Genomic DNA, 14283 nt, shown 5'->3' with positions numbered 1-14283 from the left:
CAATTAAACTGGCATGCTCATGATTTCTTTATAGGCCTCAACAAGTTTATTACGAACTTGCACTGTTGCCTCAAAAGCGACCGACGATTTTTGTTTCGCTATCATGGCTTCTGCAAGAGAAACGCTTCTGTCACCCATTTCAACTGCGGTGACTTTTTGTTTCGCTTCTTGTTGTAAGCCATGAACTGTATTAATTGCGTCTGAGAGTAAATCGCCAAACTGAGCCGACGAAGATGCTGCCGTCTTAACCGGCTGCACTGATGGCTGTGTGTTTCTCGTCGCTTCTGCAGCCATTGCCTGCATTTCTTGAAATAGCGCTGATGATTGTACTTTCATGATGCTTTACTCAAAATAACTCTTAGTTACCTGTAATAAAGCAGAAAACGTGCCAACTTAAAATCGTTAATTTTCAGTGTGTTGGAAGGTTTTTAGCATGACGAAAAATTGGCAGCAATAGAAGTGAAAGTAAGGTGCCTAAGATCTGCAGACCTTTAAGCACCTAATTAAATTTGAATTAACAGATAAAACTTAACCTGAGGTTTGGATAAGGAATGAGCTAACTCATTGTTTTTAAGCTCAGGTAACTTAGGTTAAGCAGGTAGTGCAATCCCTAAATCTCGCATTTTTGCCAGCTTATAGCGAAGTGTGCGAGGACTCATACCCAATACCTCCGCTACCTCTTTACGTTTACCATTAAACTTTGCCAACGTATCTAAAATAATTTGGTGTTCTTTATCCTGTAACTCATCTTTATAGTTAATGATCTCATCATCACCTTGCGAGCGCTCCAATAAAGCTGATGCTTCATGATTTACAAGTGGTGCTGACTCAATCAAAGCCATAGGCGAGAAGTTTTCGATAAAAATATCATCTTCTTGAATTTCATTACCTTGGAACAAAATCAGGGCACGTTGAATAACGTTGTCTAGCTCTCTTACGTTTCCAGGCCAACTGTGCGAACTAAGCTTACGCTTTGCGTCACTGCTTAATATAGGTGTTGGCTTGCCTGCTTTTTGCGTATGCCTTACCAACAAATGCTCAGCTAACACCGCGATATCACCCGCTCTGTCTTTCAGTGGCAACCACTCTAGCGGGAAAACATTGAGGCGATAATATAAATCTTCTCTAAATACGCCATCATCCACCGCTTCTTTTAAATCGCGGTTACTGGTTGCTAGCACTCTGACGTCCAGTGAAATGGTTTTTCTACTGCCTAGACGCTCTACCTCGCGCTCTTGTAACACGCGAAGTAATTTTGCTTGTAATCCCAAATCCATCTCTGTGATCTCATCAAGCAAAATCGTTCCCTTTTGTGCTTGCTCAAATTTTCCAGGACACGCCTGAATGGCACCTGTAAACGCCCCCTTTTCGTAACCAAATAGAGTCGCTTCGAGCATATTTTCTGGGATTGCAGCGCAGTTAATTGCGATAAAGGGCTCGTCTGCTCTGTCGGATTTATCGTGAATATAGCGAGCCAACACTTCTTTACCTGAACCGCTTGGTCCAAGTACCATCACGCTGGCATCCGACCTCGCTACTTTTGCAGCCAGTTCAAGTAGTTTAATACTCTTGGGATCGGCAACAATGGGGCCATCTGTCTCTTTTTCCTTCTCAGGTAGATAACGTCCAACCATATTGAGCAATACTTCAGGCGCAAACGGCTTAGCCATATAATCGATGGCACCCAATCTCATCGCTTCAACCGCATCATCAATGGTCGCGTATGCTGTCATCATCAATACCGGTAATTCGGGATAGTTGAGTTTAATGGTCTTTAACAAGTCAAGCCCACTCATGGCACCCATTTGCACATCACTCACCACCAAAGAAAAGGTTTCCTGCTTTAGCAATAAAACGGCTTGTTCCGCACAACTTGCTTCTACGCACTCGATATTTGAAAGCTGCAATGTATCGATGAGTGCTTCTCTTAAACCAGCATCATCTTCAACAACTAAAACTCTGTTACTCATAGTTCCTCCGCCTCAATTAGTGGTAGTACCAAGCTAAAACGCGCGCCCTTACCTTCAACATTGTCTGCCTGCGCAAACCCTTTGTGCGCGTTAGCGACCGAATTAACCACCGCAAGTCCTAGCCCAGTCCCCTGCGACTTAGTTGTAAAAAATGGTTCAAACAACTTGTCTACTAAGGTTTCATCAATGCCAGGACCATTATCAACAACTGAGATACGTACATACTCGCCACACGGCTCGCGCTCTGCATTTAGTTCAATGTGTGCCGCACTGCCAATTATTTGAATACTGTTGTGGATCAGGTTTTGGATCGCACTTGCAAGCGCAGTGCGATTACCTAATATTTCGATATCTGGCTCAGGTAAAAATGCTTCCAACTTTGCTTGGTTAAGCTCAACCATAGCGTCAGCACCCGCTTTGACTTCACTCAATAACTGTTGCATTGACACTCGCTCAACCACTTGTTGTTCACCGCTTTTAGCGAACAACAGCATGTCATTAACTTGGCTTTCTAAGTCTTTTAGCCGGGACATCAACTTATCGTGAAACTTTTCTCGAGAAGCCGAAGGAAGGTTAGCTGCACCGAGATTTGCACCATATAACATCGCAGCCGATAACGGTGTACGCACTTGGTGCGCCAGTGAAGCAACCATTTTTCCTAACGCACTTAATCTTTGCATATGCGCAACACGACTTTGGAGCCGGCGCGTCTCGGTAAGATCTGTCATCAAAATGAGTTGCCCAGGTTCCGGTGTTAGCGCGGTAATATCTAACTTAATTCTTCTGCCATCTTTAAGAGAGACTTCATGACCATCGTCCTGCTGTGGTCGAAATGAACGCTGAATAACGCTAAACCACTTTTCACCTTCGAGTGGTTCACCCAACATATCCATCGCGATTTGATTTGCCTTGGCAATCATACCTTGACCATCAAGTACCACGACACCTGCAGGCATAGTATCAACAAGATGGCTTAACCAACTCGCCTGCTGCCTAAGGTCGCTTAATTCACCGACGTAGGCTTCTTGCAGCAAACAGGGATTGTAGCGATTCGTCGTTGGTACAAATTGTGGATTAATAACATGTGCTAATGCCATTTTTCCGCTCTCTTAAAAATAAACTCAATGGATAAAAGCAAAAAACGATCCAACTTTATATTTCATTTAAAACATAGAGTTATGCAATGCTTAACAATATCAATTTATTGACACTGTTTTTATATACAGCATTATGCTAGAGTTTTTGAAAGCCAAATGTGATGCCGCAATGAGTAGTTGGCGTAGTAAATCATTTAGCTTATTGATATTCACAATTAGATAGAAGAGAGCCAACAATGACAATACGATGCGGCTGGGTGGACGAGAGCAAACCCGATTATGTTGAATACCATGATAATGAATGGGGAAGGCCTGTACTGGATGACCAGAGCTTGTTTGAGTTTATCACATTGGAATCTGCGCAAGCTGGCTTAAGCTGGTATACCGTTTTGAAAAAACGTGAAGGCTATAGAAACGCATTCCACGATTTTGATGTACACAAAGTGAGCCAGATGACAGAGCAAGATGTCGAGCGGCTATTAGCATTTGACGGAATTATCAGAAACCGCGCAAAAATCGCAGCAACGATAAATAACGCTAAGCGATTTATTGAAATTCAGCAAGAGTTTGGCAGCTTTGCAAAATACCAGTGGCAATTTGTTAATTACAAGCCAATTATCAACCCCATGCGTGACAAACACGATGCCGTCGCCACCAGTGAACTCAGCGACAAATTTGCCAAGGACTTAAAAAAACGTGGGTTTAAGTTTTTAGGCTCAACGACCGTGTATGCACATATGCAAGCATGCGGCATGGTTAACGACCATGCCGATAACTGTTTTTGCAAACAAACCATTATTGCCAGTTATCAAGACTTGGATTTTACTCAACTTTAAACAATAAAGTACAAGGCCGCGTATTAAGCGGCCTTGATGAGTTGATTCGGTAGTAATTGATGAACTATCAGTCACGATTGAGATTATACTTTTTCATCTTCTCAACTAATGTTGTACGGCGAACGCCCAATATTTCTGCAGCTCGAGCAACCACATAATCGTAGCGCTCTAAAGCTTGAGTGATCAAATCAATTTCAAGCTCTGCTAAATATTCTTTTAACTCTATCCCCTCGTCTGGCAGTAAGCCAACATTCGATGCTTGCGGCACAAACTCTTCCGCTATCATGTCCTCTTCATCGTCACTAAAGCCATCGCTAAACAATTCGTTGAACGCATCTTTTTCTAGTAGTTCTTCTGGATATTCAGGCTCAAACGCTTCAACTTCTATATAGCGGTATTTTTGTGGTAAATCCGTCACATCGACAACCTTGTCTGGGAACATGATCACCATACGTTCCACAAGGTTTGCAAGCTCTCGAATATTCCCAGGCCAAGTGTGCGACTTTAAGCTATCTACAGCTCTATCCGTAAACTTAACCGAATTCCCTGTTTGTTCGTGTACTCTACGTGTTAGCTCTTTTAGCAGTAGCGCAATATCTTCCGCACGCTCGTTTAGAGAAGGGTTTTCAATGGGGAATACATTGAGTCTATAAAATAAGTCTTCGCGAAACTTGCCGTCTTCAATCATGGTTTCAAGATTACGGTGGGTCGCTGCAATCACACGAACATCCGCCTGAATAGGCTTTGTGCCCCCTACTCGTTCATAGGTACGTTCTTGCAAAACTCGTAACAATTTCACCTGCATTTGCAGTGGCATATCACCGATTTCATCGAGAAAAAGCGTACCTCCTTGCGCAAGTTCAAAGCGCCCTTTTCTGGCTGAAATCGCGCCAGTAAACGCGCCTTTTTCATGACCAAAAAGCTCGCTTTCTAACAGCTCACCAGGGATAGCGCCACAGTTAACTGGCACAAATGGTCCCTGCGCACGTTTAGACAATAAGTGTACGTTACGAGCAACCACTTCCTTACCGGTTCCCGATTCACCCAAAATAAGTACATTGGCGTCGGTTTTAGCCACTTGAGAAATTAAGAAGCGAACATTTTTAACCGCTTCAGTTTCCCCAACTAGACCATCAAAGCTCTTATTTTGTAGCTTATTCTCTTTGTTTGGAAGCATACGTAAGTATTGCTGGCAGTCATGTAGCAATTGCATCGTGACTTCTTGCCCAAAGGGTTCGGTGATGAGCCCTATCACATTCGGTAACGCAAGTAGCGGCCTGAGCGTTTCACCTATTAATAAAAACGGGACGGCGGGATGAGATTTAATCAACGCTTCGTGTGTTAAGCTTTGCAAAGCGCCTAACACAAAAATTGGTTCTTGATTGTTATCAAGGAGCTTGGGCTCATAACACTCTTCAGCCAGCACTTCATTTGCTTGACCGACAAAACTAAGTGCCGCACCTAATCCGATCGCTCTTTTGTTGTTGTTATCTAAGATCAAGACCATTGCTTGAGAACCAATCTACTTAAAATTCTTTGATAGTTAGATTGTAAGAGAGATTAAGGGGGATGCAATACCTAAGTGGCAACTTTTTGACATTAACGCCAAAAAATCGCCACTAGAGCTGTTCTATATCAATACTTTAGTAGTAATTTATAACAAACCTAGTACCGATGATGCAGACTGATTAGCTTGACCACGCAAAGCAATAGACGCTTGCGACAAAATATCGTTGGCAACTTGATCGCTCACCGCTTGCGCGTAATCGGTGTCTTGAATTCGACTTTGGCTCGCTGCAATGTTCTCACGTTGGTTACTCGCAGAGCGAATAGTACTAGATACCGCATTTTCAAATGCACCAAGCTCAGCACGTTGGCTGTTTAAATCTTCAGAGACTGTATCTGCCGCATCAATGGCAGCTTGTGCACCCGCTTGCGTCGAAATGTCCACACTCAATATTGCGCTGGCGAAACCACCATCAGTCTGCTGTAACGACTGAGTCGTATTAGCGTCGGGTCCTACCTGAAAACTACGAGACTCACCGTCAAAAATTTGTGCACCGCCAAACGTGGTATTTTCAAACGTTTCGCTGATTTGCGTTTGCAGCTGCGATACTTCTTCTTGCAATGCTTGACGATCACTATCTGTCAACGCCCCATTACCGGCTTGAATCGATAATTCTCTAATCCGGGAAACTGCATCATTCACACCAGATAATGCCGAGTCGGCGGTTTGCGAATACGAGATACCATCATATGCGTTACGAATGGATTGACTGTAGCCGTCCTGCTGAGACGTCAAACGGTTAATGATCTGCAAGGCCGCAGCATCGTCTGCTGCAGAATTAACTTTCTTACCTGAAGCCAACTGCTGGTTGAGCTTGTTGGTGGTCTGCTCGGTACGATTAAAAAAAGCAGTACTTTGTGATTGGATTTTCATATTTATCCCCATTCACTATCATTAGGTTAAATCTACGTTATTGTGAGCAAAAAGTCACCATAGTAGTTAAATTTCCTGCAATGGCTGGCATAAATACTGCAAAACGTATAGAAGTGATATAAAGTATTGAGTAGTAGCTAATTTATCGTATCGATAAGATATCTAAAGCAGTTTCGATACCCGATACTGTAAAGTTTTGATTGCACCTGTAGGTGGACACCCTATGTTTGATAATAAAACCATATTAATAACCGGCGGCACAGGCTCTTTTGGCAAAAAATATGTCAAAACATTGTTAGATCGTTATAAGCCAAAGAAAATCATCATATTTTCGCGCGACGAGCTAAAACAGTTCGAAATGCAACAAGAGTTTAATCAACGTTGTATGCGCTACTTCATCGGCGATGTACGAGACAAAGACAGGTTGCGCCGAGCAATGCAAGGGGTTGACTATGTTATTCATGCAGCGGCGTTAAAACAGGTGCCTGCAGCTGAATACAATCCTATGGAGTGTATCAAAACCAATATCAATGGTGCCGAAAATGTGATTGAAGCTGCTTTAGATAATGACGTCGAAAAGGTAATCGCACTTTCTACCGATAAAGCAGCTAATCCAATCAACTTGTATGGCGCTACAAAATTAGCGTCAGATAAACTTTTTGTCGCCGCAAATAATATGGCTGGCGGACATAAAACTCGATTCTCTGTTGTTAGGTATGGCAATGTGGTTTGCTCAAGAGGTTCGGTGGTCCCGGTATTCCAAAAGTTTATTGATGAGGGGAAAGGTCATATTCCTATTACTCATGCAGATATGACTCGCTTTTGGATTAGTCTTCAGCAAGGCGTTGACTTCGTACTTAAGAATTTTGAGCGTATGCTTGGCGGCGAAATCTTTGTGCCAAAAATTCCATCGATTCGCATTGTTGACCTAGCAACTGCAATGGCGCCCAATGTACCTCAAAAAATTATCGGGATACGCCCTGGTGAAAAGCTTCACGAAGTAATGTGTCCTCAGGATTTAAGTTTTGATACCTTTGAATTTTCTGATCATTTTGTTATTGCTCCGGGGATCAAGTTTAGTAGCAGAAGTAACGCTTTTGACCTTAATGCGCTTGGTGAGCAAGGAAAAGCAGTGCAACCTGGGTTTGAATATAACTCTCTGACTAACCCGGTTTATATGAGCGTGGAAGAGATAAAAGCGTTTAACCTACAAGCAATATTATGATCCCATACGGAAAGCAATCAATAGACCAAGCGGATATTGACGCAGTTATCGAAGTACTGCAGTCTGACTGGTTAACACAAGGCCCTAAAGTGCCAGAGTTTGAGCAAAAACTTTGCAGTTATACCGGAGCAACTTACGCTGTTGCGGTAAACAGTGCAACATCCGCACTTCATATTGCCTGCCTTGCGCTTGGGGTTGGCGACGGTGATATTGTTTGGACCTCACCAAATTCATTTGTTGCTTCATCTAATTGCGCACTCTATTGCGGAGCAAGTGTCGATTTTGTCGATATTGAAGTCAGTACCGGTAATATGAGCATTCAAGCACTCAGTGATAAGCTAGCACTAGCAAAGCAACAAAACCAACTCCCCAAAGTAGTTATACCGGTGCATTTTGCAGGGCAATCATGCGATATGAAGGCAATCCATCAATTAACCGTGCAGTATGGTTTTAAAGTAATTGAAGACGCGTCACATGCTATTGGGGGTTCCTATCATGATAAAAAGGTGGGTTGTTGTGAGTACTCTGATATCTGCGTTTTTAGCTTTCATCCGGTAAAAATAATTACCTCGGCTGAGGGTGGTGCTGCGCTGACAAACGACCCAACGCTGGCAAATACGATGGCTAAGCTTCGCAGTCATGGTATTACTGGAAATCCAGATGAGTTTAATGAACCCAGCCATGGGGTCTGGTACTACCAACAGCAAGATTTAGGCTTTAACTACCGTATGACGGATTTACATGCGAGTTTAGGGATAGCACAGCTTACTAAGGTCGATGCATTTGTTAAGCAGCGAAATAACCTTGCTAACACGTACGATACGCTATTTGCAGATAGTATTGGGATCACACCTCTCGCGCGCTCTGAAAGCTCAATTTCTGCCTATCACTTATATGTTATTCGACTCGAAAGTTGTACGCCTGATCAGCATAACTTTATGGTCAGCGCGCTTCGGAATAAAGGCGTTTTTGCGCATGTTCATTATATTCCAATATACCTGCAGCCCTATTATCAGAATTTAGGCTTTAAGGCTGGCTATTGCGCTGAAGCTGAATCCTACTACTACAGTGCAATCACTTTACCTTTGTATCCAACCCTCACTTTAACCCAACAAGAGTACATCGTTAGCACGACTGAAGCGCTTTATCTTGAGTGTACCAGCAGTGATGAAAGCTAAAGGAAAGATTATGAATAATAGACCATTGCAACTGGCTTTTATTGGCGGAGGTAATAACTCTGCGGTCGGCTATGTACACTTTTCAGCAGCACATTTAGATAATAAGTTTCAGGTCGTCGCGGGTGCATTTAGTCGAGACGCTAAGGTCAATCAGCACACGGCTGAGCAATGGAATATAAGTACTGAGCGTACCTATAACTGCTGGAAGGAGTTAATTTTAGCAGAGCAAAACGCGGTAGACGCTTTTGTTATTTTAACACCAACCCCTCATCACACTGAGGTGTTAAAGGCCTTATTGGCAAGAGACTTAGCCGTGATTAGTGAAAAGTCATTGACTTGTGGATTGGCTGAGGCGAAGGAAATTGAAGCTTGTTACGATCCCAAAAAACACTTTCTTGCAGTAACTTTCAACTACAGTGGTTATGCTATGGTGAGGGAGCTCAAGCATATCATTTCTAATGGTGCGCTTGGAGAAATACAAAAAATTCATCTTGAAATGCCCCAAGAAGGCTTTAAACGCCCACCAGATATCGCAGGTAAGCCTAGCCAACCTCAATCATGGCGTTTAAAAGATTACGACGTCCCCACTATCTGTCTCGATTTAGGTGTGCACCTTCACCATTTATCTAGCTATCTATTAGAAGTCGAGCCTGAAGCCACCTGCGCGCAATTTGCTAATCACTCAGAGTTCAAAGGATTAGTTGATGACGTTAATATGCTCTTGAAATACCCAAATGGTATCGTTGGCTCAATGTGGATGTCTAAAACAGCAATTGGTCATAGAAATGGTCTGTCCGTACGCGTGTATGGCACAAAAGGAAGTGCTCGCTGGTTTCAGTTAAATCCTGATGAATTAGAACTCAACTATAATGATGGGCGTCGGGAAGTGTTAGATAGAGCAGGCCAATGCCAGTATGCGAATCAATTTCGATATAATCGGATGAAACCTGGCCACCCCACCGGTTTTGTCGAGGCCTTTGCCAATTTATATAGCGATATTGCGGGAGCACTCCAATTACACTTAAGTAACCAACCCAGTCGTTCAGAGTACGTTTTTGGATTTGAGCAAGCCAAGCAAGGTTTGGCTTTATTTGAAGCCGCAAAGCGCTCTGCTGAAAGTGGTACATGGCAGCAGGTGAAGTAGTTTACTTCGCCTGCTTAGGTTATTCATTCTATTGACTAAATTGTGTCTTAACGTCGTTGCGAAGCACTTTTCCCATCTGGTTTCTCGGTAAAGCTACTACTCTTTCTATAAATCTAGGCTGTTGATAGTCAGTTAGCTCTTGCAAGCACGCTTTTCTAATTACAGGAATTAAGTCGGTGTCTTGGCTTTGCTCTATTACCACTTTCACAATTTCGCCCAATTGCGCGTCTTTTATCCCAAACGCAACGCAATCTTCTACGCCTTCGACTGATTTGACAACTGTCTCTATATCTTGAGGGAATACATTTATCCCACCGCTAGAAATCACCTCTTTTTTACGGCCGACGTAGTAGAGATATCCTTGCTCATCCACATAACCTAGGTCTCCAGTTTTAAAGAAATCTCCCACATAAAAAGCCGCCCGAGTTTGATCTGGCATTTTTAGGTAACCACCAAAAATGGTAGAAGTATTACAGCATATCTCTCCTACTTGGCCAGCTGCGACTTCACACCCTTGATCATCCGCAATTTTCAATGAGACAAATGGCAGTGCTTTGCCCACACTGCCACTTTGCTCAGGATTTTCTGAAACCGCAAAATCAGTGACCACTCCCACTTCTGAAGCGCCGTAACACTCATGAAAGCGACAGCTTAGCATCCCTAATAAACGCTTTTTGGTCGTATCCTCAAGCACAGCAGATGATGAAACGATACATTTCAAAGAACTTAAATCTGCACTAGATGTACCTTTTGCAACCAAACTTTCTAGTTGAGCAGCTACGGCAAACAAAAAGCTTACCTTATACTGTTCAATCGCATTTAGCCATTGTGAAAGATTAAACTTGGGCATGACAACGGTTGTAGCGCCAAGCATTAACGGCATTAGCACCCCTCTTTGTGCTAAAGAGTGATACATTGGTGTTGCTACCAGGATCACATCTTGTTTGGTCAAACCGTAATAATGGATAGTCGCATCTATGGCGCGGTTTATTTTACATGCTTGGCTTAACACAATTGGTTTCGGCTGCCCAGTGGAGCCTGAGGTCATCGTCAAAATAAACGGCGCATCAAGATCAACATCATGTTGCAAGTCATCTAATTTTTCACAGGATTGAACCGCTTCCCAACTTAGCTCTTCACTCACGGCTTTACCAAGAGTCACCAAGTTACTAGGCTCTATCAAATTGGCATCGAGTAATACTTTACTTATCGTCGGCCATGCCACGACCATGGCAACCGGCGTTTTCTTCAACGCTGTTATTAATGCATTACCTTTGAGGCTAATTGGTAATGGCACAGCTGCGATTCCCAGCTTAGCAATAGCGAGTAGTGTTACGACAAATTCGATGCCATTAGGCGCAAATACACCCACTCGTTGACCTGGGGTAAGGCCCGACCGTACAAAGTGTGCACTTAACTTTAATACCTGTCGATTCAGCTCCTCATAGCTCACTTGCTGCTCTAGATAGACAACCGCCGCTTTCTTGGGAGTCTGTTTAACATTTTCTTCGAATAACTCGTAAATACTCTTTGTCATGTATTTACCTCTTTACCAACATAATTAAACTCGCAGAGCGATGCGTTTGGAAACAACTGTTGCGTTGCGCGCATTTTCTTTTCATCATGTTCGATGGACACGAAGCCCGCACGCTGGTTAAGCAGATTCACAAACTTATTTTCTTTGTTTATTACCGCAAGCCAAATGGCTTCAGGATATTTAGCTGCGGTTTCACAGAGTTGCCACTCCAAAACCATTTGTGCGTGGGCAAAGTTCACCTCATCAGAGGCTGCAAACCACCCACCAACCAGATATTCTTGCCCTTCAATGTTATGAGTTTGATGCCAAACGTATAGTAACGGTTTGCCGTTAGACTCCATCACAAATGACTCTCTACTGTTAGCAAACCACCACTGATAATGCCCCAGCACGTCAATACCAGAAGTAATCGTCATACGCCAAGTGTTATCTGGTAAGTTCCTCGCTGCAAGGTATCTATTTACGTCTGAGTCGTTGACTTGACGGATCTGCACCTGTGCGGTTAGCTGGCATACATTTTCCTCTTGGCTATGCAAAGTTTTTTGTGTCACAGAAGATCTAATGTCATTCGCTAAAACCAACTCTGCGACTCGAATTGCCCCTCGGCCATCTACCTTAATCGGTGCAGTCTCTCGCGCTTTTATTATTCGCGTAGACTGTTTCACTAACGTCAAAATTAACGCGACAACCTCACTGGCCTTTCGCGTCAAGAGCTCTGGAACATGAAAATAATGACCTAAATCATCAAGCGCACTTTGTTGATTGTCTTGATTTGGTGCAATCGAAAATGTCAATGCTGGCGTATTGGTTGCGGCCAGCTCATAAAGCGAAGTACCAAGTGCTCCGACAAATAGGCTACAACTTTGATAATAAGGCACAAGAGAAGTCGGTTGCCGAATTAGCTGCAATCTAGAAGTTGTATTCGCAAGCAGAGTTAACGCCTCTACTCTCTCAGCCATTGGCCCTAAGATAACGTCAATTTCAATTTCTGGTGCTATATTTAGCAACAAGGCTATCCAGTCAGAAACACTATGCCAATCCCCGCCACCGCCAAGAGAAAACATCACACGATTTAGCTTACGCTCTTGATGTGTGCAGTGTTGATATGCCGGTGACAACATGGCAAAATCAGGGCCTAAAAGCTTTTTGTCCAAGCTTGCGTAGCGCTCACTGGTTTTGTCACCACACCACTTGCTATCAATAAGTAGCTTAGCACTATGCGCTCTTTCTAAATCGTCCACTACGACAATTGAGGAAATCTGCTTCGCAACTTCTAGTTCCCATTCTGAGTCAAAACGGTAGCTGTCTACGATAACGCTTTCAACCGGCTCTTGTATCTCAGAAAGTACCTTCAAGGTATTGTGAGCATCTTCTTTTTGCGTTTGTGCAAAAGGTATAGTTTTTATGCTGCTCTTCAGCTCACGTGATAACTGCTCGGGAACGGCTGTATCGACTAGGACTATCACCTCTTTGCCACACGCTTGAAGCGCTAACGCTAACCACTTACAACGCATAAAGTGACCAAGGCCACATAAGGTATCAACTCTTATCGCGATCATTGACAAGCTTAACCAGTGAATTTACCAAAGTGCCTACATTTGCATTTTCTGTGTCCATTAATAATTCGGGCGGCACCGCAATACGGTAGTCACTTTCTAACTGCATGATTAGCGTTAATATTTCAAACGAATCCAGTGTCCCTTCTGCGACAAAGTTATAACAATCTATGTCATTGTCGGCAACCAATACGCCTCGTTCTAGCAAAAACTGTTGAATAGTTTGGGTCAGCATTTCTTTGTTCGCATTCACGATAAATCACTCCATGCTAGCTGCTCACCACAGCGCAAATCTCTATTCACTGTCCGACCTATTAACCTCGGTAGCTCTTTTGGCATGATTTCACCGCCGCCGGGTCGCATCTGCCTCAGATGTTCAGTAGTCAGGCGCTCACCTGATTTAATATCTTTTATAATGTAGACACAGCGACGAGCTTTTGACGCTTCAGTAGGATAATTAACCTCACCCATCGCTTTTTCAATCTGTCTAACGCCATGGACTAGCGCCTTTAATTCATCTGGTGTCATTGAAAAAAAGCTATCAGCAGTGTTGTCACTTTTATCGAGCACAAAGTGCTTTTCAATCATGCATGCGCCCACTGCGACTGACGCCAGAGGTACATCATTGCCAAGTGTATGATCGGATAGCCCTACAGGGCACTTAAACGCTTCTCTCATATGTGGAATTGTGCGCAAATTTATCGTCTCAGCAGGGGCTGGATAGGTACTCGTACATTTCATCAGCCCAAGCTCAGTTACACCCGCCTCTTCAGCTACTTTTACTGCCTCAGCTATTTCTGGTAGTGTCGCGCCTCCGGTAGACATAATTACTGGCTTACCTGTTGCGGCAACATCTCGGATCAACTGATGATCGATTAATTCTGGTGACGCAATTTTATATGCCGGCGCATCCAGCTGACTCAATAAATCTACCGCGGTTTTATCGAATGGCGATGAGAAACATGTCAAGCCAAGTTTAGCGGCTAGTTCGAAAAGCTCAGCATGAAAATCCCATGGCATGTAAGCTGTTTTGTATAAATCGTGAAGATACTGACCTTTCCAAGGTCCCGTGGCCTCAAAATGCGGCAACTTGCAGTCCATAGTTAAGGTGTCTGCCGTATAGGTTTGCAATTTTATTGCATCAGCGCCGGATTCATATGCCGCATGCACTAGTTCTTTTGCTTTGATTAAGCACTGCCCATGGTTTGCCGACATTTCAGCAATAATATAACAAGGGTGATCGTGTCCGACAGAGTGGCCAGCGATATTCAACACACTTTTGAAACCCATGTTGTCCTCA

Annotated in this window: 13 protein-coding genes; 4 read left to right on the top strand and 9 right to left on the bottom strand. The window is 43.4% G+C overall.

Annotated features, from left to right (window positions below):
• Window positions 1-3: 3 nt before the first annotated feature.
• The 3 genes from fliE to JJQ94_RS11290 form a co-directional block, all read right to left on the bottom strand.
• Window positions 4-336 (bottom strand): flagellar hook-basal body complex protein FliE, encoded by a 333-nt coding sequence (fliE, locus tag JJQ94_RS11300; protein WP_088531022.1) that lies wholly within the window; start codon window positions 334-336, stop codon window positions 4-6.
• 254 nt (window positions 337-590) lie between these two features.
• Complete coding sequence (locus JJQ94_RS11295; protein ID WP_099030272.1) at window positions 591-1970, bottom strand: sigma-54-dependent transcriptional regulator; 1380 nt, start codon at window positions 1968-1970, stop codon at window positions 591-593.
• Window positions 1967-3067, bottom strand: coding sequence for a sensor histidine kinase (locus tag JJQ94_RS11290; RefSeq protein WP_095728221.1), 1101 nt, complete (start codon window positions 3065-3067; stop codon window positions 1967-1969). Before JJQ94_RS11290 ends, JJQ94_RS11295 begins: the two co-directional genes overlap by 4 nt.
• A 236-nt stretch (window positions 3068-3303) precedes the next feature.
• On the opposite strand from JJQ94_RS11290, the gene JJQ94_RS11285 reads away from it, so the two are divergent.
• Window positions 3304-3903, top strand: coding sequence for a DNA-3-methyladenine glycosylase I (locus tag JJQ94_RS11285; RefSeq protein ID WP_099030271.1), 600 nt, complete (start codon window positions 3304-3306; stop codon window positions 3901-3903).
• A 67-nt stretch (window positions 3904-3970) separates the two neighbouring features.
• Here JJQ94_RS11285 and JJQ94_RS11280 read toward each other — a convergent pair whose 3' ends face one another.
• Both JJQ94_RS11280 and JJQ94_RS11275 read right to left on the bottom strand, forming a co-directional pair.
• On the bottom strand, window positions 3971-5410 hold the full coding sequence (locus tag JJQ94_RS11280; protein WP_099030270.1) for a sigma-54 dependent transcriptional regulator: 1440 nt from the start codon (window positions 5408-5410) through the stop codon (window positions 3971-3973).
• A 147-nt stretch (window positions 5411-5557) separates the two neighbouring features.
• The gene (locus JJQ94_RS11275) at window positions 5558-6343 is read right to left on the bottom strand and encodes a flagellin N-terminal helical domain-containing protein (RefSeq protein ID WP_099030269.1); all 786 of its coding nucleotides are present in this window, start codon (window positions 6341-6343) and stop codon (window positions 5558-5560) included.
• 223 nt (window positions 6344-6566) lie between these two features.
• On the opposite strand from JJQ94_RS11275, the gene pseB reads away from it, so the two are divergent.
• The 3 genes from pseB to JJQ94_RS11260 are packed head-to-tail and all read left to right on the top strand — an operon-like array spanning window position 6567 to window position 9890.
• A complete protein-coding gene (pseB, locus tag JJQ94_RS11270) occupies window positions 6567-7568 on the top strand; it encodes a UDP-N-acetylglucosamine 4,6-dehydratase (inverting) (protein WP_099030268.1) in 1002 nt (333 codons plus the stop codon).
• Entirely contained in the window at window positions 7565-8746 is a 1182-nt protein-coding gene (gene pseC, locus JJQ94_RS11265) for a UDP-4-amino-4,6-dideoxy-N-acetyl-beta-L-altrosamine transaminase (protein ID WP_099030267.1), read from the top strand. The genes pseB and pseC overlap by 4 nt, the downstream gene beginning before the upstream one ends.
• Before the next feature lie 10 nt (window positions 8747-8756).
• A complete protein-coding gene (locus JJQ94_RS11260; RefSeq protein WP_010369176.1) occupies window positions 8757-9890 on the top strand; it encodes a Gfo/Idh/MocA family protein in 1134 nt (377 codons plus the stop codon).
• Window positions 9891-9918: 28 nt separating this feature from the next.
• Here the strand turns inward: JJQ94_RS11260 and JJQ94_RS11255 are convergent, their stop codons facing one another.
• Genes JJQ94_RS11255 through pseI form a run of 4 tightly spaced genes read right to left on the bottom strand, consistent with a single transcriptional unit; the run spans window position 9919 to window position 14273 of the window.
• Window positions 9919-11427, bottom strand: a complete 1509-nt coding sequence (locus JJQ94_RS11255; RefSeq protein ID WP_099030266.1) for a class I adenylate-forming enzyme family protein — start codon at window positions 11425-11427, stop codon at window positions 9919-9921.
• The gene (locus JJQ94_RS11250) at window positions 11424-12986 is read right to left on the bottom strand and encodes a pseudaminic acid biosynthesis protein PseG (protein WP_099030265.1); all 1563 of its coding nucleotides are present in this window, start codon (window positions 12984-12986) and stop codon (window positions 11424-11426) included. The genes JJQ94_RS11255 and JJQ94_RS11250 overlap by 4 nt, the downstream gene beginning before the upstream one ends.
• Entirely contained in the window at window positions 12967-13236 is a 270-nt protein-coding gene (locus tag JJQ94_RS11245; protein ID WP_099030264.1) for a hypothetical protein, read from the bottom strand. Before JJQ94_RS11245 ends, JJQ94_RS11250 begins: the two co-directional genes overlap by 20 nt.
• A complete protein-coding gene (pseI, locus tag JJQ94_RS11240) occupies window positions 13233-14273 on the bottom strand; it encodes a pseudaminic acid synthase (protein ID WP_099030263.1) in 1041 nt (346 codons plus the stop codon). Before pseI ends, JJQ94_RS11245 begins: the two co-directional genes overlap by 4 nt.
• Between the last annotated feature and the right edge of the window lie 10 nt (window positions 14274-14283).

It is taken from the genome of Pseudoalteromonas sp. GCY, from assembly GCF_016695175.1.
Lineage (GTDB): Bacteria > Pseudomonadota > Gammaproteobacteria > Enterobacterales > Alteromonadaceae > Pseudoalteromonas.
Note: the sequence above shows the minus strand (reverse complement) of the source record. Positions and strands in the feature narration are given on the sequence as shown.